The 26,417-nt window shown below is 67.9% G+C and carries 24 protein-coding genes; 13 read left to right on the forward strand and 11 right to left on the reverse strand.

What is annotated here, in order from left to right:
- The first annotated feature begins 37 nt into the window (after window positions 1-37).
- From ACAH41_RS15940 to ACAH41_RS15985, 10 genes are all read left to right on the forward strand, one after another.
- Window positions 38-475, forward strand: a complete 438-nt coding sequence (locus ACAH41_RS15940) for a nuclear transport factor 2 family protein (RefSeq protein WP_325649997.1) — start codon at window positions 38-40, stop codon at window positions 473-475.
- Between the two features lie 202 nt (window positions 476-677).
- Window positions 678-998 carry a hypothetical protein gene (locus tag ACAH41_RS15945; RefSeq protein WP_325649995.1) on the forward strand — a complete coding sequence of 107 codons (321 nt, stop codon included), beginning with the start codon at window positions 678-680 and terminating at the stop codon, window positions 996-998.
- A 22-nt stretch (window positions 999-1,020) separates the two neighbouring features.
- The gene (locus ACAH41_RS15950) at window positions 1,021-1,467 is read left to right on the forward strand and encodes a DUF1801 domain-containing protein (protein ID WP_325649993.1); all 447 of its coding nucleotides are present in this window, start codon (window positions 1,021-1,023) and stop codon (window positions 1,465-1,467) included.
- 25 nt (window positions 1,468-1,492) lie between these two features.
- Window positions 1,493-2,002, forward strand: a complete 510-nt coding sequence (locus ACAH41_RS15955) for a GFA family protein (protein ID WP_325649991.1) — start codon at window positions 1,493-1,495, stop codon at window positions 2,000-2,002.
- Window positions 2,003-2,064: 62 nt separating this feature from the next.
- On the forward strand, window positions 2,065-2,517 hold the full coding sequence (locus tag ACAH41_RS15960) for a DUF2214 family protein (protein ID WP_325649989.1): 453 nt from the start codon (window positions 2,065-2,067) through the stop codon (window positions 2,515-2,517).
- Between the two features lie 17 nt (window positions 2,518-2,534).
- Entirely contained in the window at window positions 2,535-2,735 is a 201-nt protein-coding gene (locus ACAH41_RS15965) for a VOC family protein (RefSeq protein ID WP_325649988.1), read from the forward strand.
- Between the two features lie 142 nt (window positions 2,736-2,877).
- Window positions 2,878-3,963, forward strand: a complete 1,086-nt coding sequence (locus ACAH41_RS15970) for a serine hydrolase domain-containing protein (protein WP_325649986.1) — start codon at window positions 2,878-2,880, stop codon at window positions 3,961-3,963.
- A 258-nt stretch (window positions 3,964-4,221) separates the two neighbouring features.
- Window positions 4,222-6,747, forward strand: coding sequence for a bifunctional lysylphosphatidylglycerol flippase/synthetase MprF (gene mprF / locus ACAH41_RS15975; RefSeq protein ID WP_325649985.1), 2,526 nt, complete (start codon window positions 4,222-4,224; stop codon window positions 6,745-6,747).
- 47 nt (window positions 6,748-6,794) lie between these two features.
- Window positions 6,795-8,270, forward strand: a complete 1,476-nt coding sequence (locus tag ACAH41_RS15980) for an AcvB/VirJ family lysyl-phosphatidylglycerol hydrolase (RefSeq protein ID WP_325649984.1) — start codon at window positions 6,795-6,797, stop codon at window positions 8,268-8,270.
- A gap of 82 nt (window positions 8,271-8,352) precedes the next feature.
- The gene (locus ACAH41_RS15985; RefSeq protein ID WP_325649983.1) at window positions 8,353-9,165 is read left to right on the forward strand and encodes an FkbM family methyltransferase; all 813 of its coding nucleotides are present in this window, start codon (window positions 8,353-8,355) and stop codon (window positions 9,163-9,165) included.
- Window positions 9,166-9,227: 62 nt separating this feature from the next.
- On the opposite strand, the gene ACAH41_RS15990 is transcribed toward ACAH41_RS15985, so the two are convergent.
- The 3 genes from ACAH41_RS15990 to cydD all read right to left on the reverse strand — a co-directional run bounded on the left by ACAH41_RS15990 (window position 9,228) and on the right by cydD (window position 14,094).
- Window positions 9,228-10,574 (reverse strand): TolC family protein, encoded by a 1,347-nt coding sequence (locus tag ACAH41_RS15990; protein ID WP_325649981.1) that lies wholly within the window; start codon window positions 10,572-10,574, stop codon window positions 9,228-9,230.
- A gap of 62 nt (window positions 10,575-10,636) precedes the next feature.
- The gene (locus tag ACAH41_RS15995) at window positions 10,637-12,406 is read right to left on the reverse strand and encodes an ATP-binding cassette domain-containing protein (protein WP_325649979.1); all 1,770 of its coding nucleotides are present in this window, start codon (window positions 12,404-12,406) and stop codon (window positions 10,637-10,639) included.
- Entirely contained in the window at window positions 12,403-14,094 is a 1,692-nt protein-coding gene (gene cydD, locus ACAH41_RS16000; RefSeq protein WP_325649977.1) for a thiol reductant ABC exporter subunit CydD, read from the reverse strand. The genes ACAH41_RS15995 and cydD overlap by 4 nt, the downstream gene beginning before the upstream one ends.
- Window positions 14,095-14,230: 136 nt before the next feature.
- On the opposite strand from cydD, the gene ACAH41_RS16005 reads away from it, so the two are divergent.
- From ACAH41_RS16005 to cydX, 3 genes are read left to right on the forward strand one after another with little or no spacing between them, the layout of a single operon-like run.
- Window positions 14,231-15,805, forward strand: a complete 1,575-nt coding sequence (locus ACAH41_RS16005) for a cytochrome ubiquinol oxidase subunit I (protein WP_325649976.1) — start codon at window positions 14,231-14,233, stop codon at window positions 15,803-15,805.
- Between the two features lie 24 nt (window positions 15,806-15,829).
- On the forward strand, window positions 15,830-16,975 hold the full coding sequence (gene cydB, locus ACAH41_RS16010; RefSeq protein ID WP_325649974.1) for a cytochrome d ubiquinol oxidase subunit II: 1,146 nt from the start codon (window positions 15,830-15,832) through the stop codon (window positions 16,973-16,975).
- Window positions 16,976-17,011: 36 nt separating this feature from the next.
- Window positions 17,012-17,125, forward strand: coding sequence for a cytochrome bd-I oxidase subunit CydX (gene cydX / locus ACAH41_RS16015; RefSeq protein ID WP_325649973.1), 114 nt, complete (start codon window positions 17,012-17,014; stop codon window positions 17,123-17,125).
- Between the two features lie 62 nt (window positions 17,126-17,187).
- Here the strand turns inward: cydX and ACAH41_RS16020 are convergent, their stop codons facing one another.
- The 8 genes from ACAH41_RS16020 to ACAH41_RS16055 all read right to left on the reverse strand — a co-directional run bounded on the left by ACAH41_RS16020 (window position 17,188) and on the right by ACAH41_RS16055 (window position 26,381).
- Entirely contained in the window at window positions 17,188-18,567 is a 1,380-nt protein-coding gene (locus ACAH41_RS16020) for an HlyD family type I secretion periplasmic adaptor subunit (protein ID WP_325649972.1), read from the reverse strand.
- A complete protein-coding gene (locus ACAH41_RS16025; RefSeq protein ID WP_370538366.1) occupies window positions 18,564-20,873 on the reverse strand; it encodes a type I secretion system permease/ATPase in 2,310 nt (769 codons plus the stop codon). Before ACAH41_RS16025 ends, ACAH41_RS16020 begins: the two co-directional genes overlap by 4 nt.
- A gap of 14 nt (window positions 20,874-20,887) precedes the next feature.
- On the reverse strand, window positions 20,888-22,786 hold the full coding sequence (locus ACAH41_RS16030) for a tetratricopeptide repeat protein (RefSeq protein WP_325649969.1): 1,899 nt from the start codon (window positions 22,784-22,786) through the stop codon (window positions 20,888-20,890).
- 129 nt (window positions 22,787-22,915) lie between these two features.
- The gene (locus tag ACAH41_RS16035; protein ID WP_325649968.1) at window positions 22,916-23,350 is read right to left on the reverse strand and encodes a TA system VapC family ribonuclease toxin; all 435 of its coding nucleotides are present in this window, start codon (window positions 23,348-23,350) and stop codon (window positions 22,916-22,918) included.
- A 10-nt stretch (window positions 23,351-23,360) separates the two neighbouring features.
- Window positions 23,361-23,603 (reverse strand): DUF6364 family protein, encoded by a 243-nt coding sequence (locus ACAH41_RS16040; protein WP_325649967.1) that lies wholly within the window; start codon window positions 23,601-23,603, stop codon window positions 23,361-23,363.
- Window positions 23,604-23,672: 69 nt separating this feature from the next.
- Entirely contained in the window at window positions 23,673-24,638 is a 966-nt protein-coding gene (locus ACAH41_RS16045) for an alpha/beta hydrolase (RefSeq protein WP_325649966.1), read from the reverse strand.
- Complete coding sequence (locus ACAH41_RS16050; RefSeq protein WP_325649964.1) at window positions 24,635-25,417, reverse strand: sulfurtransferase; 783 nt, start codon at window positions 25,415-25,417, stop codon at window positions 24,635-24,637. The genes ACAH41_RS16045 and ACAH41_RS16050 overlap by 4 nt, the downstream gene beginning before the upstream one ends.
- A gap of 43 nt (window positions 25,418-25,460) precedes the next feature.
- Window positions 25,461-26,381, reverse strand: a complete 921-nt coding sequence (locus ACAH41_RS16055) for an alpha/beta hydrolase-fold protein (RefSeq protein ID WP_325649963.1) — start codon at window positions 26,379-26,381, stop codon at window positions 25,461-25,463.
- Window positions 26,382-26,417 lie beyond the last annotated feature (36 nt).

Raw genomic sequence — 26,417 nt, forward strand, 5'->3', positions numbered from 1 at the left:
CAGCCGCAACGATCAATCGTCAATGGAAGGACTCACCATGAGTGATCCCGAGAAGCAGGTTTTGCAAAAGCTCGACACCTACAAGTCCGCTGTCCTGGCGAAGAACGCCGAGACCTTCATCCAACTCTATGACGCCGAGGTCAGGGTATTCGACACTTGGGGAACCTGGTCATACGAAGGCGCCGCGGCTTGGCGAATCGCCGTGGAGGGCTGGTTCTCTTCGCTTGGCGATGAGACCGTCAAGGTGACGTTCGAAGACGTGAAAATCATGGCAGAGCCCAGCTTCGCCTCCATGACCGCCTTCGCCAGGTACGCTGCTTTTTCGGCTCAAGGCGAAGAGCTTCGGGCCATGCAAAACCGGATCACCTGGGTGCTCAAGACCCGCGGCCATGTTTTACGCATCGTCCACGAGCACACATCCTCCCCAATCGGGTTCGAAGACACGAAAGCGATGTTCCAACGAGAAGGCAAGTGATCAGCGCACGGGGCGAGCGTCGTTGAGCAAATCGTCAGCGAAGCGGTCGAGTTGCTGTCCCGAGGCCAACGCTGAGACGAGATTCGCCGGCAGGTTTTGCCAGAGAATGGCAAGGCGTCCTTGTCCTCGTGCAGTAGAGTCTTGCATCTGAGGCAGATGAGCGTGGTTCGTTTCTGGAGGCTTTTCTTCTGGCGGGCAAGACATGCATGACATCAGCTGGTCAAACTCGGAGAAGCAGGTCGCGCGAGCGGTCTTTGAATGTGCGTTGCAGAAGGAACTCTCGGACATCATCATTGAGTTCAAGCGTGCGGCTGCATCCATCTCTGAACCTGATGAACTGTGGTCACTCACCAAGCGCACCGATCAGAAGCGCCGAGAGATTGATTTCAAGTACGACTACCGGTACTCGCAGCTGCTGCACGTTTTTGGGCGTCTGCTGCGGGAAGGTCGCATTGCCGAAGAAGATCTTCAGGGCCTCGGCGAGAAGAAAGTTGCCATCATTCGGACCATTGCGGAGCTTTGAAAGCCCCGCCTGGATTCCCGCCATGCCAGAAGCCAAGACCAAGCCGACAGATGCAAGCGTTGATGACCACATCGCCGCGAAGGCAAGTGTGGCGCAGCAAGCAGATTGCAAGACCCTGATGGCGCTGCTCAAGAAGGTCACCAGGCAAGGCCCGAAGATGTGGGGACCGAGCATCGTGGGCTACGGCGCCTACCAGTACAACTATGCATCCGGAAGGACCGGCACTTCATGTCTGGTCGGCTTCGCGATTCGAGGTCGGGAGATCGTGCTCTATCTGGCGCCGTCCTGGGATGGCGCAGCCGAGCTGCTGTCCAGGCTGGGTCCGCACAAGATGGGCAAGGGTTGCCTCTACTTCAAGCGTCTCGCGGAACTGGACGCGTCCGTGCTGGCGCAACTTGTCATCGGTTCCGTCGCCGAAATCGAACGCCGCCATGGCCCTCCGGCAAGCGTTCACACAAGCGGTGAATGACGTTTCTTGTCCATCCTGACCCACCATGTACCCCATTGAAGGCGGCTGTGATTGCCGCACGATCCGTTACCGGTTGAACCTTGCGCCCCTGTTCGTGCACTGCTGCCATTGCCGCTGGTGCCAGCGGGAATCGGGCGCTTCGTTCGCGCTGAACGCGATGATCGAGAGCGATGCGGTGGATTCGCTGGGTGGCGAAGTTGCGCTGGTGCACACGCCGTCCGAGAGTGGCGAGGGTCAGCAGATCGCGCGCTGTCCGCGGTGCCAGGTGGCGGTGTGGAGCCACTACGCGGGCGCGGGGCCGCTGGTGATGTTTGTGCGCGTCGGCACGCTGGACAACCCCGACCTGCTGCCGCCGGACATCCACATCTTCACGGCTTCGAAGCAGCCTTGGGTGCTGCTGTCCGGCGACGTGCCGGCGGTGCCCGAGTATTACGACCGGGCGCAGCACTGGCCTGCGTCAAGCCTGCAGCGCCGGGAATTGCTGCTGCCGAGGATTCAGGCTTATCAGGCCTCGCTCGAGCATGGTGGCGCCTGAGATTCAAACGCCGCCGTCGGGCTTGGGCGGGGCATGACCGAAGATCGTTGAAGAGGACGTCCATGACCATCAGCGCGTTGTTTGCCTTCCTCCATTTCCTCGCCGTCTTCGGCATCGTGAGCGCCGTCTTCCTGGAGTGGCAGACCATGAGCCCCGCGCCGACCTTGGCGGAGGCGAAGCGACTTCAGGCCTGCGACCGGTGGTATGGCATTTTTGCCGGGCTGGTGCTGATCATTGGCCTGGTGCGCGTGTTCTATTTCGAGAAGGGCAGCGGCTTATATCTCGCCAACCCGTTTTTCCACGCCAAGCTCACGTTGTTCGTGCTGGCGGGCCTGCTGTCGATCTACCCGACGGTGCGCTTTCTCAAGTGGCGCCCGCAGACCAGCCAGGGTTTGGCGCCTTCGGTTTCAGCGCAGGAGTACCGGCGCATCATGCTGACCCTGCGCTTGGAAATCGTCCTGCTGCTGGGGGTGGCCTTGTGCGCCAGCCTGATGGCGCATGGCGTGGGCATGTGATCCGGAGGACTGCACGAATGGCCACACTCGACCACATCATCCTGAAGGTCAACGACCTGGCGGCCAGCGTTGCGTTTTACACGCAGGTGCTGGGCTTCGCCTTGCAGGGCCAGGACGGGCCGTTCACGGTTCTCAGGGTGGGCTTCGAGCACTGCGCGTTTGCGGTGACCAGCGAAGAGTTCGAGCAGATCTTCGCGCGCATCAAGGCGGCCCGCTGACAAGTAACTGCGGCCGAGCTTGCCTCGGGCGTCTTCAACGGAGCCAGCAACGATGAAGCCAGGTTGGCGGTGGACGGGGGCTTGTGCGTGGGCTGCGGTGGCCATGCTGTTGGGCGCATGCGCCAGCCCTGCGTCCGCTCCGTTGGCCAGCGTTTCGCTGGACGAAGCGGTGCGCCAGTTGATGCAGCGCGAGCAGGTGAACGGGCTGGCGCTGGCGGTGATCGAACACGGCCAGGTGGCCAAGGTGGCCGCCTACGGGCAGCGCAATGTGGCCAAGGCTTTGCCGCTCACGCCGGACACGGTGATGTATGGCGCGTCGCTGACCAAGGCGGCCTTTGGCTACATGGTGATGCAGCTGGCGGACGAGGGCCGGCTGTCGCTGGACGCACCGCTGGCGCAACTGCTGCCGCAGCCTTTGCCGAGCTACGGCGACGCCAAGCGCGGCTACGCCGACCTGGCTGGCGACGAGCGCTGGCGCCAGCTCACGCCGCGCATGCTGCTCACGCACAGCAGCGGCTTTGCAAATTTCCGCTGGATCGAGGCGGATCAGCGGCTGCAGTTTCACTTCGATCCCGGCAGCCGTTATGCGTATTCCGGCGAAGGCATCAACCTGCTGCAGTTCGTGCTGGAAAAAGGCCTGGGCTTGGACGTGGGCCAGGAAATGCAGCACCGCGTCTTCGACCGTTTCGGCATGACCCGCACCAGCATGCGTTGGCGGCCAGACTTTGCCGGCAACCTGGCCGACGGCTACCAACTGGACGGCAGCGAACTGCCGCATGACGAGCGCAGCAATGTGCGCGCCGCCGGTTCGATGGACACGACGATTGCCGACCAGGCACGCATGTGGGCCGGCTTCATGCGTGGCGAGGGCCTGAGCCCGGCGGCGCGCGCCGAGTGGATCAAGGCTCAGCTGCCCATCACCACCGCGCACCAGTTCCCCACCTTGCTGCCGCCCACCGAAACCCGCTACCAGGGCATTGGCCTGTCGGCAGGCCTGGGTGTTGTGCGCTTTGACGATGCCGGCGGGCCGGCTTGGTTCAAGGGCGGCCATGACGACGGCACTGCCAACATGGCGGTGTGCCTGGAAGCCGGCCAGCGCTGCGTGCTGCTGCTGTCCAACGATGTGCGAGCCGAGCGCTTCTACCCCGCGCTGGTCGAGCGCGTGCTCGGCCCCACCCGCCTGCCATGGCAGTGGGAATACGGCTGGTGGCAGCCGTCTGCGCCTTGAGCCCGGGCCCCTCAGCTTGCCTGGTTGAGACTGGTGCGAGGCTTGCGTGGCGGTGTGCACCGTGGCGAGTGCAGCGGCGTTCAGCTTTGCCACCGTTGAATCCATTCGCAACAATGGATTCAAAACCGACAGAATGGGCGAGACCCGGCAAACCAGAAAGCATTCAGACCTGTGTCCGTTTCCGAACCCCCGTTGATTGCGCAGCCCCAACCGCCTGTGGCACGGCTCGGTGAGTGGTGGCCTCGGCTTCGGCCCTGGATGCTGGCCCTGGTGGGGCTGGGGCTGGCGGGAGCGGTGGGCTTTGCGCTGCACGCGCTGCTGCGTGACGTGCGCTATGCCAGCGTGATGGCCGCCGTCTCGACCACGCCGCAGATCGACATCTTCGCCGCGCTGCTCGCCACCGCCGCCAGCTACCTCGCGCTGACCCAGTACGACGCCTCGGCGCTGCGCTACGCCGGTGCCAAGGTGCCGCGCAGCACCGTGCTGCTGACATCGTTTGTTGCTTATGCGCTGTCCAACACCATCGGCCTCGGGCCTTTGTCGGGCGGTGCGGTGCGCATGCGGCTGTATGCCGCGGCCGGGCTGGAGCCGCCGCAGATCGCGCGGGTCATCGGCTTCAATGCGGCGGCGTTTGCGCTGGGCATGATGGTGTTTGGCGCCATGGGCCTGCTGTGGGGGGCGGCGGACGTGGCGCCGCTGCTGCACAGCCGGGCCTGGTGGCTGCGCGTGCTGGCGCTGGCCATGCTGGTGGCGCTGGCCGGTTTCCTGTGGCTGTGCAGCCGCCAGCACCTGCTGCAGGTGGGCATGGGCCGCGGCCGGCGCTGGACGCTGCGCCTGCCGACGCTGAACCTGGCGCTGCGCCAGCTGCTCATTTCCGCGGTGGAACTGGCCGCTTCGGCCGCCGCGCTGTGGTTCCTGCTGCCGACCAACCACATCGGCCTGCCGACCTTCATCGCCTTCTACGCGATCGCGATTGCCGCCAGCATCATCAGCCATGTGCCCGGTGGCGTCGGCGTGTTCGAGGCGGTCATGCTGCTGGCCAGCGGTGGGGACGTGCCGAGCGAAGCAATGCTGGGCGCGCTGCTGCTGAACCGCGGCATCTACTACGTGCTGCCGCTGCTGCTGGCCACCGGCACCTTGATCGCCTACGAACTGCGCTCCGGCGTGGCTGCCCCAGTGGGCCGCATGGCCGTGCACCTGAGCCCGCGCTTGATGGCGGCACTGACGATGGTTGCCGGGCTGTGGCTGCTGGTCTCGGGCGTCACCCCGTTCACCGAAGACGCCCGCGAGGTACTGGCCACGCTGCGCGTGCCGCTGCCGTTGATCGAGGCCTCGCACTTCCTGGGCAGCGTGGCCGGCCTGGGCCTGCTGATGGTGGCGCGCGGGCTCCTGCACCGGCTGGACGCGGCCTGGTGGGCCGCGCTGGGCCTGTCGCTGGTGGCGGCGATGCTGGCCCTGCCCAAGGGCATTGCGCTGAACGAGGCGGCCTACCTCAGCGTGCTGGTGCTGCTGCTGGTCATTTCGCGCAAGCAGTTCAACCGGCCGTCCTCGCTGTTTGCCCAGCGGCTGGAGCCCGAGTGGCTGCTGGCGCTGCTGGGCGTGGTGATCGCCTGCGTGTGGGTGCTGTTCTTCGCCTACCAGGAGGTGGAATACAGCAACCACCTGTGGTGGCAGTTCGAGCTGGACGGGCAGGCCCCGCGCTCGCTGCGCGCGCTGATGGGCGTGGCCTTGATCGCCCTGGCGTTTTTCCTCTGGCAGCTGATGCGCCAGCCGGCCGGCGTGGTCGCCCGCACCACGCCCGAGCAGATCGCCCGCGCCGCGGCCATCATCCGCGCCAACCCGTCGTCCGACGGCTGCTACGCGCTGGTCGGCGACAAGCAGCTGATGTTCTCGCCGTCCGGCAGGAGCTTCCTGATGTACGGCAAGCAGGCGCGCAGCTGGGTGTCCTTGTATGGCCCGTTTGGCGACAGCCGCGAGTGGGCCGACCTGGTGTGGCAGTTCATCGAGCTGGCCAATGCCCATGGCGGCCGCGCAGCCTTCTACCAGGTGCGGCCAGTGGCCCTGCCGCTGTACCTGGATTGCGGCCTGCAAGCGCTGAAGCTGGGCGAATATGCGCATGTGAACCTGCCTGACTTCAGCCTCAAGGGCGCCAAGCGTGCCAACCTTCGCTCCGGCGTGAACCGCGGCGAGCGTGAAGGCCTGAGCTTCGAGGTGCTGCCGCCTGCGCGCGTGGCCGAGCTGCTGCCTCAGCTGCGCGAGGTTTCGCAGGCCTGGCTCACGCACCAGCGTGGCCGCGAAAAAGGCTTTTCCGTTGGCCGCTTCGACGACGCTTACCTGCAGCAGCTGCCCATGGCCGTGGTCTTGCGCGAGGGCCAGGTCATTGCCTTTGCCAACCTGCTGAGCACCGCCGCGAAGCAGGAGGCCAGCGTGGACCTGATGCGCTACCTGCCTGGCGCGCCGCCCGGCACCATGGACTTCCTGTTCGCCAAGGTCATGCTGCATCTGCAGGCCGAGGGTTACCAGCGCTTCGGGCTGGGCATGTCGCCCATGGCGGGCATGGCCGAACGCCGCAAGGCGCCGCGCTGGCAGCAGCTCGGCCGGCTGCTCTACAAGTACGGGGACCGCTTCTACAACTTCCGCGGCCTGCACAGTTTCAAGGACAAGTTCGAGCCCGAATGGGAAGCCCGCTACCTGGCGGCACCCGGCGGGCTGGCGCCGTTTTTCGTGCTGGCCGATGTGGCCGCGCTGATTGGCGGTGGCGTGAAAGGCGTGGTGACGAAGTGAGTGTGTGTACCTGGGCAACGCGGGCGCGGGTTGGCCTGCCTCTGCTGATGGCTGTGTTGCCGGGGCTGCTGCTGGCGCAGACGGCCAAGCCGGCTCCTTTGGCGCCTCCCGCGGCGGCGGGCAGCGCGCCGCCCCTGGCACCAGCGCTAGCGCTGGTGCTGCCAGCCGTGCCGCCGCCGCTGCCCATTCCCGGCACCAGCTTCCCGCGGCTGCTGTCGCATGGCTTGTTCAATGACGTGGCGCTGTACCGCCCGGCCGGCGTGCCGCAGCAGTTCGTGATGCTGCCGTTCACCGGCATGGATGGTGCCAACGACAGCGAGCGGCTGATGATCCAGAAGATGGTCACAGCCGGCGCGATGGTGGCCACCATTCCGCTGACCAACTTCTACCGCCGGCTGGAGGTGCAGGACGGCAAGTGCACCTATGCCGGTGGCGCCTTCGAGAACCTCTCGCGCCAGCTGCAGGCCTCCGAAAAGCTGGGCGCCTACATGGAGCCGATGCTGGTGGGCACCGGCAGCGCGGGCGCGTTTGCCTACGCGCTGGTGGCCCAGGCGCCGGCCGGGACTTTTGCCTCTGCGCTGTCGGTCGGGTTCTGCCCGCGGCTGCCGATGAGCAAGCCCATGTGCGCACAAAACGCCTTGCGCTGGCAGCCTGCGGCCGACGGCATTGGCGTGGACCTTCTGCCGCCTTCCACCGCCTTGCCCGAGCCGTGGACTGCGATGCAGGCCGGTAGCAGCATTGCCGCGTGCCCCGCCGCGCAAGACTTCGTGCAGCGCATGCCGCAAGCCGTCTGGCAGCCTGCGCCCGCCACCGGCCCCGAGTTGCCGGCCGGCTTCGACAGTGCCTATGCCTCGCTGGCCGCGCGCCAGGTCACGCTGGGCCCGCCACCGGCCCAGTTGGCCGACCTGCCGGTGATCGAAGTGCCGGCCACCGCCGAAGCCGCCGGCGGGCCGAATGCGGATCGCTTCGCGGTGCTGCTGTCAGGCGACGGCGGCTGGGCCAGCATCGACAAGGGCATTGCCGCCGCGATGGCCGCCAAAGGCATTCCGCTGGTGGGCGTGGATTCGCTGCGCTACTTCTGGAGCGCCCGCACGCCCGAAGGCCTGGCCACCGACCTGGACCGCCTGATCCGCTTCTACTCGCACCGCTGGAAGCGCAGCGAGGTGATCCTGATCGGCTACTCGCAAGGTGCCGACGTGCTGCCGTTTGCCGTCAACCGCATGCCGTCGGCTGTGCGCAGCCGCGTGCGCCTCACCGCGCTACTCGGCCTGGGGCAGAAGGCCTCGTTCGAATTCCACCTGTCCAACTGGATCGGCCCCAGCGGCGACCGGCCGATTGCGCCCGAAGCCCAGCAACTCGTGGCCGCACGCACGCTGTGCATCTACGGCCAGGACGAGAAAAACTCGCTGTGCCCGACGCTGGCGCCGCTGCACGCCCGCCCGCTGCCGCTGGCCGGCGGGCATCACTTCGGGGGTGACTATGATGCCCTCGCCGGCCACATTCTCGCTTCGATCGAGCGCTGATGCGAGGCTGGCTGCGGTGTCTGGCACTGGCGGTACGCAGGCGCCATGATCGCAATGATTCCACTGCCAGCGAACCAGGCGAATGAAGTCCAATCCGTTCAAGCTCTTTTCATCGAGAAAGCCAGCCACAGAGAGCCTGCTGGCCGTGCCTTTACCTGCGGCCATGGAGGCCAGCGAGCCGTCGATGCCGACGTTCCCGGAGCCGCCCTCCGCGGAAATGCGCATACGGCTGGCTGACGTCGGAAGTGCTGGCGGGCTGCAGGCAAAGTGGCGGCCACACATGGCGTGGCTAGAGCCCGTCCTGTTCGAGCCCAGCCCGCAGTCTGCGCAGAACCTTCGCGCCAAATTCCCTGAGGCACATGTGGTGCAGGCCGGTTTGTCCAATGCGGTGGAGTCTCGGAAGCTGCACATCACGAAAAATCCGTTCTGCATTTCCGTTCTGGAACCCAACGAGGTGCTGCTTGCGGAATATCCCAACATGCAGCCACATTTTGTGGTGCAGCGTTCGATTGACATCGCTTGCACCCGTTATGACGCATTGCATCGAGAAGGAAAAGCACCTCAGCCGGATCTCGTGAAGATCGACGTACAAGGTTTCGAGTACGAAGTGCTGCAGGGCTTCGGTGATCTCTTGCATGGATGTCTCGGCATCGAGCTTGAAGCGCACTTCTATCCGCTCTACAAGCAGCAGAAGCTGCTGCCGGACCTTATTTCACTGCTGGAGCCTTTCGGGCTGGTTTTGCGCAAAATCGAATACGTTCCGCACTTCCTCGGCGAAGTGGTGGAGGTCAACGCTTTTTTCACCAAACGGCGCTCTAAGCTGAAATCGTTTGATGCGCGCCAGCGTTGGATTCATCGGGTGGCCGAGCAGGTATGGCAGCTGCCCTCAAGATGAGGTGATGATTCAGCGCGGATAAAAAAGCCGCTCCGAGGAGCGGCTTTTACTTGCGTACAGGTTCAGTTCAGCGGCAACTTCACGCTGCCCGCCAGCGAATAGAGCAGGGCGATCGATTCCTGGCCGTCGTGCAGCGCATCCACGTAGGCAATGCGCAGGTTGAAGTGGTCGCCTTCGGCGGAGATCACGTCGAACAGCGAGCGTTTGCCGAGTTGCTGCCATTGGGCGATGGTGTCGTCGCGCACCCGTTCGCTGCTCTTCAGCACGGTGACGGTGTCGCGCGCTCGGACCAATGCGGCACCGGCTTGTTCATGGACTTCGGCCAGGCGGTTCTGCAGCGCGTCCAGCGATTCGGCGCGTTGCACGCGGGCGGCTTCGGCGCGCAGGCGGGCGGAGGTTGAGGCTGGGGCGGCGGCGGGGTTCAGCAGCGGCACGTTGATGGTGATGCCGGCGTTCCAGTTGCCGGCCCGGTCGCCGGTGGCGTTTTTGGCCACGCTGAGCAGCCAGTTGGCCTGTACCTTGTTGCCGGCATCGGTGGCCCTGGCCAGGCTGTCGGCAGCGTCGGCCTGCGCGGCCAGCTGGGCAATGCTGGCGGCGCCTGCGGCTTGGGATTGCAGCTCGGGCAGCGCGGGCGGCTGCAGCATCAGCGCGGACAGGCCATTGGCCTCCGGCAACGTGTCGCCCACCAGGCGGCGCAGCCGGGTTTCGGTGAGGCGCAGCTGGGTCATGGACTGGGCGCGCGACAGCAGCACCTGCTGGAGTGTCTTGCGGGCCTGCACCAGCTCGCTGCCACGGCCGCGGTCGGTGGCGACGATCTGCTCCAGCGAGTCCACCAGCGTGCAGACCTTGGCGGCGTACTGGCTCCAGACCTGGGCGTGCAGTCGATAGCGGTCGCGCTCGAAGGACAGGATGACGGTTTGCAGCGCGACCTGTTCGGTGGTGCTGATCTGGCCCTGGTTGGCAGCCTCGGCGAGGCTGGTGCGCCACTGCGTCAGGTGCGAATTGCGGCCGGAGTCGTACAGCATCGCGCTGACGGTGAGGCCGGGCCGCACCTGGAACTGGTTGCGCGTCTTCTGGCCTTCCATCTGGTCGCCAGACGGGCCGATGGCGGCGCTCAGCGTGGCGGTGGGCAGCGCGCCGGCCTTGGTTTCTTCGACGTCGCTGCGCGCGGCGTCGGCCAGCAGCTTGGCGGCGCCCACGGCCTTGCTGCGCTGCTCGGCCGCCTGGATCAGGTTCAGCAGCGTGAGCCGCGGTGCGCTGGCGTCGCCCGAAGGCGTGTCGCGCTGGGCCAGCGGCGTCAGGCCCTCGGCGCAGGCGGCGTGGGCCATGCCGGTGCCGGCCAGCGTCAGCGCGGAGGCTGCCAGCAGGGCGCGGGTGATCAGGGAGAGCGCAGAAATGCGAGTGGACATGGCCGTCGACCCAGGAGGAGACATGCCCGCCAGTAGACCGCCCGGGCGGCCTTCACATCGCTTCAATAAACAACCTCAATACCGGCCTGTTCCAGGCCCTTGGCTGCAGTGGCAGCGGTGCAGAGCGGCAGTTCCCGGCTGCACAAGGCCAGCGGCGCAGGCCGGTGGCTCACCAGCAGCAAGCCCTGGAGGGTGACTGCCAGGCGGCGGCGCAGGCCGGCCACCACGACCGCTTCGGTGGCGGCGTCCAGGCCCTCGGTCGGCTCGTCCAGCAGCAGCCACGGCGCGGGCACCAGGTAGGCCCGGGCCAGCGCCAGGCGGCGCCGCTCGCCGCCGGAAAGGCCGGTGCCGTCTTCGCCCAGCCAGCCGTCCAGCCCGCCGGGCAGGGCCTGGATGCGCGAGGCCAGGCCGGCGTCCTGCAGCGCGGCCCAGAGCTGTTCGTCACTGGCATGACCGCAGCCCAGGGTGAGGTTGTCGCGCACGCTGCCGGCCAGCAGCGCGGCGTCCTGCGGCAGCCAGGCGAACTGGGCGCGCAGCGTGGAGACCGGCAGGTCTGCCAGGTCGTGACCCGCCAGCTCCGCCGTGCCGCGCACGGCAGGGCGCAGCCCCAGGAGGGTTTCGAGCAGCGTGCTCTTGCCGCAGCCGGACGGGCCGCGCAGCGCGACGTGTTCACCGGGCTGCAGCGGCGAGGCGGTCAGCGCGGGCAGGCGCAGCGCGGCGGCGGTGCTGGTGTGCGTGCTGATGGGCGTGCTGGCGGCCGGCGCAGGCGAGGGCAACGCTTGCACATCGCCCAGCAGCGCATCGAGCCGGCGCTCGGCTTCGTGGGCACTGGCCTGCTGCAGTGCATGGCGCAGCAGCGGCGCCAGTGATTCGACCGTCATGACCGCCGCCAGCGCGCACAGCGCCGCCACCGGCGCGCCGGCGTCCCGTGCCAACGCAAGGGCCAGCGCGGCGGCGAGGCCGCTGGCCAGTGCGAGTACCGCGTCCAGCCCGGCCATCAGGCGCAGCTGGCGGCGCTGAGCCTTGGCCAGGGCCTGGTCCTGGGCCGCCACGCGTTGGCCGGCCCAGGCGGCCAGATCGTGGCAATGCAGCTCGGCGTCGTGGGCCGACAGCCAGGCCAGCTCGTCTTTCAGCGCGCCCATCGCGGCGCGGCTGGCCTGCGCTGCGCGGCGCACCCGCCGTGCACCTTGCCAGCCCGCCACTGCCAGCAGCGCACAGCAGGCCAGCGTGGCCAGCAAGGGCGGCCAGCCGCCGAAGGCCAGCAGCGCCAGGCCAGTCAACACGCCGGCTGCAGCCGTCCACGGCACCGAGCGGCGCACCAGTTGCGCCTCGATGGCTTCCACGTCCTGCACCATCGCCGTGACGGCCTCGCCGGTGCTGACCGCCAGCGAGCGCTCGGCCGGGGCGGCGCAGAGGGCGCCGAAGATCGCCGGCCGCACGCGGGCCAGGCTGCGCAGCGCCGCCTCGTGGCTGCACAGCCGCTCGCCGTAGCGCGCGCCGGTGCGGGCAATCGCCAGCAGGCGGATCGCGGCGCTGGGCAGCAGGTAATTGAAGGCCTGGGCTGCAGCCAACCCGCCCACGCCTGCAGCCGCCGCCGCGGTGATGAACCAGCCCGACACGCCCAGCAAGCCCACCGAGGCCAGGCCCAGCAGTGCTGCACAGGCGGCAGCGGCCTGGAACAGGCCGCTGTGCCGTCGGCGCTCGGTGGCGAGCAACTGGCGCAACGGGGATCCGGCGGGGCGGGTGCGATCTTGCTGGCGGACGCTGCCGGACTCGCGCTGCGCCAAGGCCGGCGGGGCCGGCACGGCATTCGCATGCAAGTGATTCGTCATGCCGTGGTTCCCAGCCGCAGCACCTGGTGCGCGCAGGCGGCGAGCCGCTCGCTGTGGGTGGCGATCAAGGTGGTGCGGCCTTCGCAGGCGCGGGCCAGCGTGTCGACCAGCGCGGCTTCGGCCTCGGCGTCGAGGTGGGCCGTGGGCTCGTCCAGCAGCCACAGCCAGGCGCCGGGCTTCAGCAGCGCCCTGGCCAGTGCCAGCCGCCGCCGCTCGCCGCCTGAGAGGCCGCCGCCACGTGCATCGAGCAGCGTGTCCAGCCCCAGTGGGCGGCCGGCCAGCATGGCTTGCAGCCCTGCCTGTTCGACGGCTTCAGCCAGCACCTGCGCCGAGGCTTCCGGCGCCCCGAGCAACAGGTTCTCGCGCAGCGTGCCCGGCACGATCAGCGGCTGCTGGCCGATCCACACGGCGTTGGCGGCCAGCGAGCCCGCGGCGGCCAGCGGCAGGCCGTTGAGCAGGACGCTGCCTTCGCGGAGCTGCGCCAGGCCCAGCAGCGAGCGCAGCACGGTGGTCTTGCCGCTCCCCGATGGGCCCATCAGCGCCAGGCTCCGGCCAGCGGGCAGATCGAAGCTCAGCTTTTGCAGCACGGCTGGCGTGTCGCCGTGCGACAGGCTGACGTTCTGGAAACACAGGCTGGGCGGGCCCTGGAGGCTGGCTGCTGCGGTTGATGCCAGCGCCGGCGTGGCGGCGTTCTCGCAGGCCAGAAGACGCTCGGCCGCCGCCTGCGCGGCCTGCCGGTCGTGATACGCCGCGGCCAGGCGACGCATTGGCAGGTAGAACTCCGGCGCCAGCGCCAGCACGAAAAACGCCGGGCCGAGTGCAAAGCGCTCCGGGGCAGGGAAGGGCAGCAGCCCCAGCAGGCCGAAGCCGCAATACACGGCCACCAGCGCCACGCACAAGGCCGCGAAGAACTCCAGCACTGCCGAGGACAGGAAGGCCAGCCGCAGCACCCGCAGCGTGCGCTGCGCCACGTCCTCGGCGGCCGTTGCCAGGCGGGCGCGCTCGCGGCCTTCGGCCCGCATCGCCAGCACCACCGGCAGCGCGCGCACCCGGTCGGCCAGCAGGCCTGAGAGCCGGGCCAGCGCGGCCAGCTGGCGGTGCGACTCGTCGGCCGAGGCCCGGCCCGCAAACGCCATCAGCACGATGAATGGCAGCAGCGTGACGGCCAGGATCGCAGCCGTCACCGGGCTGGCGAGGGCCACCGCTGCCAGCACCAGCAGCGGCGCCAGCGTGGCGGCCTGCCGCGCCGGCAGGAAGCGGGCCACCCAGGCTTCGAGGGCTTCGATCTCTTCGGCCGCGAGGCTGGCCAAGCGGGCCGGGCCGGCTTCGCCGCCGGCCGTGTCCTGCCGGCGCGCGGCAGCGGTCCCGGCAGCCCCGCCCAACGCGGCCTGCACCAGCCGGGCGCGCCAGCTTTGCTTGACCGCCTGCGCCGCTTGCTGCCCGGCCAGCGCGGCTTGCCGGCCCAGCAGCCCGCGCAGCGCTGCCGCCAGCACCAGCAGCGCCAGCCAGCCCCAGGGTGGCTGCTGCGCGGCCAGCGCGGCCACGGCGCCGGCCAGGCCGGCTGCAAAGCCGATGCCGGCAACGGCGTCCAGCACCAGGCAGGCGCTGGCGGCGTGCCGGCCAGGTGCGGCGCGGGCGTGTGCCTTCAGTTGTTGCTCGGCCAGGTCGGAGAGGAGAGATGAAGCCATGTTCCCCACGATCCTATATCGCCTCCTCCCTTCGCATGATTTGGATCAAGCGCATCGCCAGTACGATGGATACGCTGTGGGTCTTCGGGTTAACCCACCCCTTCCCATTCCGTTCGCTCAAAAAAGAGAACCCGACATGGATTCAGGCGTCATCGACCTTTCGCGCTTGCAGTTCGCACTCACCGCGCTGTACCACTTCCTCTTTGTCCCGCTCACGCTGGGGCTGTCCTTCATGCTGGTCATCATGGAGGCGATCTATGTGATGACCGACAGGCCGATCTGGCGCACCATCACCCGCTTCTGGGCCAAGCTGTTTGGCATCAACTTCGTGCTGGGCGTGGCCACCGGCCTGACGATGGAGTTCCAGTTCGGCACCAACTGGTCCTACTTCTCGCACTACGTGGGCGACATCTTCGGCGCGCCGCTGGCCATCGAAGGCCTGATGGCGTTTTTCCTCGAAGCCACCTTCGTCGGCGTGATGTTCTTCGGCTGGGACCGGCTCTCCAAGCTCGGCCACCTGGTCGTGACCTTCCTGGTCGCGCTGGGCACCAACCTCTCGGCGCTGTGGATCCTGATTGCCAACGGCTGGATGCAGAACCCGATCGGCGCCGCGTTCAACCCCGAGACCATGCGCATGGAGGTGACCGACTTCGCCGCGGTGCTGTTCAACCCCATCGCCCAGGCCAAGTTCGTGCACACCGTGAGCGCCGGCTATGTGCTGGCGTCCGTCTTCGTGCTGGGCATCTCCAGCTTCTACCTGCTGCGTGGCCGCTTCCCCGAAGTGGCGCGCCGCTCGATGACGGTGGCCGCCGCGTTCGGCCTGGCTTCGTCGCTCTCGGTCGTGGTGCTGGGTGACGAAAGCGGCTATGCGCTGACCGACAACCAGAAGATGAAGCTGGCCGCCATCGAGGCCGCGTGGCACACCGAGAAGGCGCCTGCCGGCCTCACGCTGTTCGGCCTGCCCGACACCGAGGCCAAGGTCACGCGCTACGCCGTCGAGATCCCCTGGGTGCTGGGCCTGATCTCCACCCGCAGCCTGCACGGCGAGGTGGCCGGCATGTCCGAGCTGGTGCGGCGCGCGGAAGAGCGCATCACCTCCGGCGTGGTCGCCTACGACGCGGTGCAGAAGCTGAAGCTGGACCCGAAGGACACCAGTGCGCGTGCCGCTTTCGAGCAGCACAAGCACGACCTCGGCTACGCGCTGCTGCTCAAGCGCACGATGGCCGACCCGCGCCAGGCAACAAAGCAGCAGATCGCCGCCACCGCCTGGGACACCGTGCCCAGCGTGCCGCTGATGTTCTGGGCTTTCCGCGTCATGGCCTTCATCGGCTTCGCGATGATCGCGCTGTTCGCCACCGCCTTTGTGCTGTGCTCGATGCGCAAGCACGGCCAGGCACGCTGGTTCTGGAAGCTTGCGGTGCTGGCCATTCCGCTGCCATGGATCGCCATCGAACTGGGCTGGGTCGTGGCCGAACTGGGCCGCCAGCCGTGGGCGATCGACGGCGTGCTGCCAACCTTCCTGGCCGCTTCGTCGCTCAGCCGCACTTCGCTGTGGATCACCATCATCGGCTTCACCGCGCTCTACGGCACGCTGGCCGTGATCGAGGTCCGGCTGATGCTCGCGGCCATCCGCAAGGGCCCGTACGAGCACAGCGACGACCCGCAGCCCGCGCCCGGCCCGGTGCCGGCCAGCTCACCCGTCGCCGGCTGAGCCCACCAGAAGGACAACAACATCATGGCTTTCTTCGACTACGAAACCCTGCGCTTCATCTGGTGGGGGCTGGTCGGCGTGCTGCTGATCGGCTTTGCGCTGACGGACGGCTACGACCTCGGCGTGGGTGCGCTGCTGCCCTTTGTCGGCAAGACAGATGCCGAGCGGCGCATGGTCATCAACTCGGTGGGCCCGCACTGGGAGGGCCACCAGGTGTGGTTCATCCTGGGCGGCGGCGCGATCTTCGCGGCCTGGCCGTTTGTCTATGCCGTGAGCTTCTCCGGCTTCTACCTGGCGATGTTCGTGGTGCTGGCCGCGCTCATCCTGCGGCCGGTCGGCTTCAAGTACCGCTCCAAGCATGAAGACAGCGCGTGGCGCACGCGCTGGGACTGGGCGCTGTTCATCGGCGGGCTGGTGCCGGCGCTGGTCTTTGGCGTGGCGGTGGGCAACGTGCTGCTGGGCGTGCCGTTCCGCCTGGACAGCGACCTGCGCGCGTTCTACGAAGGTAGCTTCTTTGCGCTGTTCACGCCATTCTCGCTGCTGTGCGGCCTGTTGTCGGTGGCGATGCTGGTGCTGCATGGCAGCGCCTGGCTGACGATCAAGGTCGAGCCCGGCCCTGTGCATGTGCGTGCCCGGCGCTATGGCACGGTGGCCGGCCTGGCCAGCCTGCTGCTGTTCGCCGCCGGCGGCTTGTTCGTGGCCTACGGGGACCTGGGCTACAAGCTCACCGCGCCGGCCGACCACTTCGGCCCGTCCAACCCGCTGCGCTCGGAGGCTTTGCACACCGCAGGCGCCTGGCTCGCGAACTACGCGGCAGCACCGCTGACGATGCTCGCTCCGGCCGCCGGTTTCCTCGGTGCACTGCTGGCGCTGCTGGGCATCCGCCTGCGCAGCGAAGGCCTGGCCTTCTCCGGCTCGTCGCTGTCGGCCGCCGGCATCATCGCCACCGTCGGCGTGTCGATGTTCCCGTTTTTCCTGCCGTCCAGCATCGACCCGCGATCCAGCCTCACCGTCTGGAACGCCTCGTCCACCGAAACCACGCTGGGCATCATGCTGTTCGTCACCGCGGTTTTCCTGCCCCTCGTGCTGGCCTACACCGCCTGGGCGCTGCGCGTGATGCGCGGCACCGTGACCACCGCCGAGATGGCGACCCACCCGGACCGCTATTGAGCGGCCGTGGCATCAAACCAATCGAAAGGACACCCGATGTGGTACTTCACCTGGATCCTCGGCCTCGGCCTGGCCGTCGGCTTCGGCATCCTCAACGGCATGTGGCATGAGTTCCATTTGCCGGAGGACGGGCAGGGCAGCGGCGCATAGGGCTCGCGCCAGCGTTTCCTTGTCCGTTCGCCTGGAGCTTGTCGAAGGGTTCGCGAACCCGCTCAACGTTCCTTGAACGCCTCGCGCGCCTTCAAGAGTGGCCGCAACACAAACTCCAGCACCGTGCGTTCGCCGGTGTTGATCTCGACGGTGGCCGTCATGCCGGGGCGGATGGGCAGGGCCTTGCCGCCGGCTTCCAGGGACGAGTGGTCGACGCGCACCAGCGCGCGGAAGTAGGTGTTGTCGGGGCCGCCGTTGTTGCGTTCGGCGTCGCCCAGCGCGTCCGGGCTGATCGAGTCCACCGTGCCGCGCAGGCCGCCGTAGAGGTTGTAGTCGTAGGCGCTGAGCTTGATCTCGGCCACCTGGCCAACCTTGACGAAGCCGATCTCGCTGGGCTTGATGCGGGCCTCGACCAGCATGCGGCTGGTCAGCGGCACGATCTCCATGATGGCGGCACCCGGGTTGACCACGCCGCCCAGCGTGTTGTTGCGGATGTTCTTGACCAGGCCAACGACCGGCGACTCGATCACGGTGCGCTTGACCATGTCTTCACGCGCCACCATCTGCTGCTCGATCTGCGCCAGGTCCGACTGCACGCGCAGCATCTCGGTGCTGGCCTCCTGGCGGAAGCGGCTGCGGCGTTCGGTGGACTGCTGCTGCATCTCGCCGATCTGGCGCTGCAGCCGCATCACCTCGACCTCGGACATCAGCCCGCGGGCCGACATGCTCTGCGCCATCGTCAGCTCTCGTTGAACCAGACCGACGCTGCGCTGGTACGAGGCCACGGCCTCGTTGAGCAATTGCCGGCGGGCATTGAAGGCCTCGATCTCGATGGCCACCAGCTTGGGCTTGGCGGCCAGCTCCGGCGGGAAGTTCAGCGTGTTGGCGCCGGAGGCTTCAGCGCGCAGCCGCACCATGGTCGCCTGCAGGGCCAGTTGCTTGACCTCGCCTTCGTTCTGCTGGGACTCGAAGCGCGTCGGGTCCAGCCGGGCCAGCGGCTGGCCGACCTTCACTTCCGAGCCTTCCTTGACCATCAGCTCGCGCAGGATGCCGCCTTCCAGGCTGGCGATGACCTGCTCGCGGCCGTCTGGTACCACGCGGGCGTCGGTGCGGGTGATCTCTTCGACCTTGGTCATGCTGGCCCAGGTGCCGGCTGCGATCACAGTGGCCAGCATCAGCCAGATGGCTGCGCCGGCGCCGGTGCGAGATTCCAGCACCTGCGCTTCGCGCACGCTGCTGAGGAACTGCACGTCGCCCGGTTTCAGGCGGCGCTGCTCGCGCTCCTCGGCAGTCTTGCGCCAGCGCTGCATGAGCGATGGCTTGGGTGGCTTGGCGCCAGGCTGCAGCGGCAGGTCGGCCGCGTGCACCAGCCCGGTCGGATCGATGCGGCCTTCGCCGCCTTCATCCGTTGCATGCCAGCTGCGTTTGCTCAACGAACTCATGCCGGCACCCTGCCGCCCATGCCAGGTGGCATGCCGCCTTGAGCGGGCTGCGCTGCGGGCGGGCGGGCCTGTGGCTGGCCGGACAACGCGGCCAACACTTGGCCCTTGGGTCCGTCCATCAAGACCCTGCCGCCGTCGACCACCACCAGCCGGTTGACCATCTCCAGCACTGCCGGCCGGTGGGTGACGATGACCAGCGTGCGGTTGCCGACCGAGGCCTGCAGCCGCTGCAGGAATTGCACTTCGCTTTGCGCGTCCATCGAGCTGGTGGGCTCGTCCATCAGCAGGATCTGCGGTGAGGTGACCAGCGAGCGGGCCAGCGCCACCAGCTGGCGCTGGCCGCCCGAGAGCAGGCCGCCGCGCTCGCCCACCGGCATGTCCCAGCCCAGCGGATGCGAGGCGATCACCCGGTCCAGCCCGGTGAGCTGGGCCACGCTGTTGAGGCGGTTCACGTCGGCCGCGGTGCGGTTCAGCAGCACGTTGTCTTTCAAGGTGCCGGCAAACAGGCGAGGGTCTTGCGTGACAAAGCCGACGCGGGCGCGGAAGTCGGCCGGGTCGATCTGGCGCAGGTCCACGCCGTCCACGTCCACCCGGCCTTCGCTGGGTTGGTAGAGGCCGGCCAGCAGCCGCAGGATGGTGGACTTGCCCGAGCCGATGCGGCCAAGGATGGCCACGCGGTCGCCCGGCTTGAAGGCCAGGCTGACGTTCTGCAGCACCATGGGCGCGGCGTCCTTGCCGGTGGGCGGGTAGGCGAAGCCGGCCTGGCTCAGCGCAATGCCGCCTTCGATCTTCGGCGTGGCCACGTAGGCGCGTTGTTCGTCGCGCTCCAGCGGCAGCTGCATCAGCCGGTCCAGCGACTTCATCGCCGCGCGCGCGCCCTGGTAGCGCACGGCCAGGCCGACCACGCTGCCCAGCGGCGCCACGGCGCGGCCGGCGAACATCACCGAGCCGATCAGCGCACCGGCGGTGATGGTGCCGTCCTTGATCAGGTACACGCCCCAGACCAGCATCACCAGTGTGACGGCCTGCTGGGCTGCGGAGGAAATGTTGTTCGACCAGCTCGACAGCGAGCGGGCGCGCAGCGAGGAATTGGCCGCCTGCGCGGTGGCCGATTCATAGCGCTGCAGGAAGCGCCCTTGCGCGCCGCAGCTCTTCAGGTCTTCCAGGCCTTCCACCGCTTCGACCAGCACGCCCTGCAGGTCCACCTGGTGGCCGAGGTTGGCCTGCATGGATTTTTTGAGCGAACCCTGGATGACGATCACCACGCCCAGGATGATGGGAATGGCCATCGCCAGCACCAAGCCCAGCGGGCCGCCGGTGATGAAGCACATGGCGACGAACATCGCGATGAACGGCAGGTCCGACAGCGTGGACAGCGTGGCCGAAGCGAAAAAGTCGCGCACGGTCTCGATCTGCGCCAGGTGGTGGGCAAATGCGCCGGACGAGGCCGGGCGATGCTCCATGCGCACGCCCAGGGTCTGGCGGAACAGCAGCGAGCCGATGATCATGTCCGCCTTGCGGCCGGACAGGTCGATCAGATGGCTGCGCAGCTGGCGCGCGGCCAGGTCCATGCACAGCGCCAGGAAGGCGCCGCTGGCCAGGGTCCACAGCGTGACGAATGCCTGGTGCGGGATGACCTTGTCGAACACCACCGAGGTGACCATGCCGGTGACCAGCATCATCACGTTGCTGACCAGCGCGGCCATCAGCGCCGAGCGGTAGTAGGGCATGAAGCGCCGCAGCGTGCCCCACAGCCAGTGGCTGCCGGACTGCAGCACCTTGTGCTCGTTCTGCCCAAGTTCCACGCGCGGCGCCACGGCCAGCGCATGGCCCAGGTATTCGCCCTTGAGCTCGGTTTCGCTGACGATGCAGGTGGCGCCGCCAGCTGCCGGCAGCACGATCTCGTAGCTGCATTCGGTGGACGATGCGCCCTTGCTGCTCTTGGCCGGCAGGCGCTTGGAAATCACGCAGGTGTCACCCTCGCGCAGCAGCGCCACGACCGGCATCATCAGCGCGCTGATCTGGTCCAGCGGGCGCTCGATCAGGCTGGCGTGGTAGTCCGCCTCCTGCATCACCCGCACGGCCTGGTTGGGCCGCAGTGCACCGTCTACCGCCACGCCGGCCAGCAGCGAGGCGGCAGAGCGCGGCCTGCCGTAGTGGAAGGTGATCCAGATCAGGCTTTGCACCAGCGCGTCGTCGTCCGGGCTGACGGCCTTGGTGCCGGCGGTTGCACCTGCGGCGGCCGATGGCGGCAGCTCGATCGCCGGCACGGCGTCGGCCATTGAGAGCGTGATCGCTTCCGACACAGAGGTTCCTCAGTTCAACCGCGGGCGCGCTGTTCCAGCGCCATGGTCTCGAATGCGTCTTCGATGTCCCGCACGATCTGCGGCATGTCGAACAAGGCCGAGCTGCGGCCGTGTTCGGCCAGGTAGCGCTTGTACGAAGCCACCCGCTTGGGGTTGCGGCCGAGCTGGATCGCCAGGCGCTCGTAATCGGCGATGGACTCGGTGATCAGGTCCGGCAGGCCGACGGCGGTCAGCAGGCTGCCGGCCATGCGCGAGATGTAGCTTCGGCCCGAGCAGGTGAGGATCGGCAGGCCCATCCACAGCGCGTCGCTGGCGGTGGTGCCGGCGTTGTAGGGGAAGGTGTCCAGCATCAGGTCGGCGAGCTGAAAGCGGGCCAGGTAGTCCGGCGGCGCCACACGCGGCGCGAAGATCAGCCGCTCGCGGGCGACGCCCGCCGCGTCCGCCTGGCGCAGCATGTTCTCGCGCGCCCATTCGTTGTCCGCCAGCAGCCACAGCACGCTGTTCGGCACCTCGTGCAGGATGTGCATCCAGGCCGCGAACACGGGTTCGGTGAACTTGAAGTTGTTATTGAAAGAGCAGAAGACAAACGCGTCCTCCGGCAGCTCGTACTGCGCGCGGGTCGGCATCTTGCCGATCTCGCGCTGGCGGTCGCTCACCTGGTAGCAGTGCGGCAGGTAGATCGGCTTTTCGGTGTGGAAAGGCTGCAGCGCTTCGGGCATCACGAAGCGGTCGGCCAGGATCCAGTCCACGCCGGGCAGGGCGCAGGTGCCCGGAAAGCCCAGGTAGCTCACCTGGATGGGCGCCGGGCGCTGGGCCAGGATGTTGGCGCGTGCGCCGTTGGTCAGGCCCTGCAGGTCCACCAGCACGTCAATGCCGCAGCTGGCGATCATGCGGGCGGCGGTGTGGTCGTCCACGCCGCCAATGCGGTAGTAGTGGTCGAAGCTCTTCACGAGCCGGGCGCGCAGCGGCGTGCCGTCGTCGCGGCTCCAGCTGAAGGCGAAGGTCTCGAAGCGCTCGTGGTCGTGCAGGTCCAGCAGCTCGGCCGTCAGCAGGCCCACGGCGTGCATGTGCAGGTCGCCCGAGAGGTAGCCGATCTTGACCTTGCCGGTGCGCGGCGGGAAGGCGGTGTGCATGGCCTTGGCCGGCGGCGCAGGCAGGCGCTCGTGCACGAAGCGCTGCGCGGCCATCAACTGCAGCACGGGGTCGTCGCTCGCGCTCAGCATGGCCAGTGCCGAGGTGCCGATCAGCAACTGGTTCTGCGTCACCTCGCCAACGGTCTTGTACAGCGGCCATTCGCACTGCTTCTGGCGAATGTGCACATAGTGCTGCAGCACGTCGAACTGGTCCGGCTTGGCCGTCAGGCTCTCGCACATGTAGCGCTCGGCCACGTCGAAGCGGCGCAGCGTCTCGTTCAGGCGCGCCAGGTTGTTCAGTGCATGCAGGCGCAGCGGCAGCGCGTCGGCCCCGCCGTCCTGGGTGTCGTCCAGCACGCCTTGCCACTGGGCCTGCGCCTCGTCATGCGCGCCGCGGCGTTCCAACGCGTGGCCCAGGTTCAGCTTGGCTTGCGGGAAATGCGGCGACAGCGCCAGCGCCAGCTGGTAGGCCGCTTCGGCCTCCGGCAGCCGGTTCTGCGCGGCCAGCACCGTGCCGTGGTTGAAGCAGGCCACGTACTTGACGGGCGAGTCGGTGTGCGTGATCCACAGCCGGTAGACCTCTGCCGCCTCGGCCATCAGCCCCTGTTCCTGCCAACGCCCGGCAAAGTCCAGCAACTCATTGATGGGCATCTCGCCGCTCTGCGCCCGCGCCAGTTGCGGCACGCAGGCCGCCTGGAAGGCAGGCACGCCAGGCGTGGCGCCAGCCGCCTCAAGGGCAGAGGTCTCGGTCACGGGGCGCGGCAAGGTGGTCACGGTCATGTTCGGCGAGCTGATGGAAAGCTTCACCGATGGTAGGAAAGACCGCCCTGATGTGGTGCCCGGAAATGGTGGGGGATTGGGGGCTTCTTGCTCCAACGCTTGCTGGTCACTGAGCGGCCACCGTGCCGCTCACACTTGCAAACGGGTGAATTGCGTCTTGGCCAGGAGGCGATTGAAATCAGCGTCGAAACTGGCGATGTGTTCGCCTTGATGAATGGCGGCTGCTGCCAGCCAGGCATCGGGGATGTCGTTCGCCGCCAGCCTTTTGTCGGCGCACAGTTTGCGCAGTGCCGGCCACTCGGCGCCAAGCGAGGGTTGCATCACGCCGGGCGAACCAAGCAGTGCATCCACGAAGAGCAGCGCGTCGGCCATGGGCGTGGGTTCGACGAAGATCTTCGGGTGTGTGACCAGCCGCAGGAAACTGGCGACGACCATGGGCTGCAGTTTCAGCGGGATGCCGTGAGCAGCGTCCGCCAGAGCTTGTTCAAGCCAAGCTCGCGCTACCGGGTGATGAGGATGGTCGGCTCGTGAGGCTGCGACCAGCACATTCACATCGGGAGTCATCGGCGCTGGCTCACACGTCTTGCTGATCCGCAGCGTCCAGCATCGCCTTGTTGCTTAGCCCATCGAGTCCGGCGACCAGCCCACCCTTACCGCGGTATACCGGGAGGCGCACCGGCTTGACGGGGGCTTGCTGCGCACGCAGGCGCAGTTGCAGCCCTTCTTCGATCAAGCGGGTGAGGCTGGTGCGCTGCTGAGCCGCCAAGGTCTTGGCCTCGGTGAGCAGTGCGTCGTTGAGGTCAAGCGTGGTCTTCATGGTTGCCCTTGCTGGACGAAATCCCGTACAGATTTCTGTATCTTACGAGCGGCGCGCCCAGTACGCAATTCAGTGTGCCGGCGATTGCTCCGCCAGAAACCGCTTCACCGGCGCCACGCTCGCCGCCGGGTCTTCCTCCTGCGGCACATGCCCCAGCCCGTCCAGCATCACCAGTTGGCTGCCGGGGATGTCGTGTGCGAAACGCTGGGCGTTTTCCGGGGGGATCAGCTTGTCCTGCTGGCCCCAGAGGATGAGCGTGGGTTGGCGCAATGTGGCGATCTGGGTGGCGCCGGCGCCGCGTTCGATCTGGCGCATGCGCAGGCCCAGCGCGCGGCGGTTGCCCTCGCGCAGCGTCAGTTCGTAGAAGCGCTCGACGAGTTCGGGCGTCACGCGGTCCTGGTGGGCATAGACGGCGCGCAGGCTGGCTTCGACGGCGGCGCGGGGCAGCAGGTATTCGCCCAGCTTGCTCAGCACCGGCACCTGGGCCAGCAGCAAGCCGATGGGCACGGCCTGGGACTTGAAGTCGTAGCCGGCGGAATCGACCAGGATCAGCTTGTCCACCCGCTGCGGCGCGGCGGCGGCCACGCGCCAGGCGACTTCGCCACCCAGCGAGTTGCCGCCGATGATCACCTTCTGCAGTTTGAGCTGGTCCATCAGGTCCAGCGTGAACTGGGCCAGCGTGGCGTCGTGGTAATCGTCTGGCGGGTACTGGCCGGTGAACGGGCCGGTGAGGCCAAAGCCGGGCAGGTCGAAGCGGATCACCCGGCGCTCGCCTTTGAGCGCCTGAGTCCAGCCTTCCCAGGTGTGCAGGCTGTCGCCGGTGCCGTGGATCAGCAGCAGCGGCGTCGGATCGTCCCGCGGGCCTTCGTCGCGGAGGTGCACCAGCTGGCCCTTGACGTCGATGAAGTCCGACGGCGGCAGGGCCCAGTGGGCCACCAGGGTTTCGACCGCCCGGTCCGGCGCCTGCATCAGCGGCAGCGACAGCGCCGTCAGCATCAGCAGGATGCCGAACATGCGCCACAGGATCATTTTCATGTGGCCGAGGCCTTGGCTGGCCGTCGCCCGACCGGTGCGGCCTGAAGCGCCGGGTCCAGCACTTCGCGTTCGTCGAACACGAAACAGCCGCCATGCCAGTGCGGTGCGCCTTCGGTCTCTTCGAAGTATTTGAGGATGCCGCCTTCGAGCTGGTAGCTGTGGGTGAGGCCGAGGTCCTGCATCACCAGCGCGGCTTTTTCGCAGCGGATGCCGCCGGTGCAGTAGCTGACGATGGTCTTGTCCTGCAGCGTATCGCGGTGCGCGGCCAGCGCGGCGGGGAAGTCGCTGAACTTCTCCAGCCGCCAGTCGATGGCATTGTCGAAAGCGCCAGCGTCCACCTCGAAGCCGTTGCGCGTGTCCAGCATGACGACCTCGCGGCCGGCGTCGTCATGGCCATCCGCCAGCCAGCGGGCGACGGTGGCCGGCGAGACGGCCGGCGCGCGGCCGCCCTGCGGACGCACGGTCGGCATGTTCATGCGGATGATCTCGCGCTTGACCTTGACCTTCAGGCGCTCGAAGGGCTGCGTCTCGCTCCAGCTTTCCTTGGCTGGCAGATCGGCAAACCGCGCGTCGGCGCGCAGCACGGCGAGCCAGCCGTTTACCGCCTCGGCCGGCCCGGCCAGGAACAGGTTGATGCCTTCCTCGGCCAGCAGCACCGTGCCTTTCAGGTCGCGGGCCTCGGCCTCGGCGTGCAGGTGGTCGCGCAGCGCGGGCAGTTCATCGAGGGCGACGAAGCGGTAGGTGGAGACGTTGAGGATGGACGGGCTGTTCGCGGACATCGGCGAATTTTACGGACCTGGCGCGCTGGCCGACGATGCGAGGCTACCGCGGCCCCAAGGCCCAGACCAGCCCGCGGGTGATCAGGATGGGCGCGACGGTGAGGTGGTCCTCGCCGGTGATCACGTCGGTGCGCAGGCGCAGGCCGTCGCGCTGGTGCGCGTTCAGCGCTGCGGCGAAGGCGCGCACGTCGGCCACCATGTCACCCTCGCTGGCGTAGCGGGACTTGTCCCTGGCGCCCTTGGGCGCGCGAGCTTCGTATTCGCCGGCACCGAGATAGACGTCGGCCCGCGGGCCTGGCGTGGAACTGCCCAGCGCCCAGGCTTTTTCGCGGTTCATCAGCCAGCGGTGGTCGAACCACAGCGAAGGGCTGCCGAGCACGTAGGCCTGGAACAGGCCAGGCTCGCTGGTCAGCATGTCGGCGCCCAGCAGCCCGCCATAGGAATGGCCCGCAAAGACCTTGCGGGTCATGTCGGCGCGGTAGTGCGAGGCGATGAAGGGGAACACCTCATCGGCGAGGAAACGGCGGTAGCCGGCGGCTTCGCCGAAGGCCGGCGCGCGGCCGGGCATGTCCGAGACCAGCTCGGCGCCGCGATTGGCCGAAGGCGTGTAGTCCCTGCGGCGGCTGAACTCGGGCGTGTCGCCCTTGCCGTAGCCCAGGCCCACCAGGATGAACTCCGGCAGCGCCGGGCCATGGCCGCCCACCCGCGCGGCGATGGCGCGCGTCACCGGGAAGGCATAGGGCGCGTCGGTGACGAAGACGACCGGGTAGCTGCGCCCGGCGGCGCTGGCATAGGACTTGGGCAGGCTGACGTACAGCTCGTAGTCCCGGTTCAGGCGGGCAGCGTGCAGCAGGTGCACGGCCGTGTCGGGCAGCGCGTAGGCGGGCGCTGCGTCGGCGGCGCGGGCGGTGGGGGGCAGTGCGGCCAGGCACAGGGCGGCGAGCAGGGGCAGGAGGTGGCGCATCAGGCTGGAAGCGAGGGCAAAGGGCGCGATGCTAAC

It is taken from the genome of Ideonella sp., assembly GCF_041287625.1.
Taxonomy (GTDB): Bacteria; Pseudomonadota; Gammaproteobacteria; order Burkholderiales; family Burkholderiaceae_C; genus Ideonella.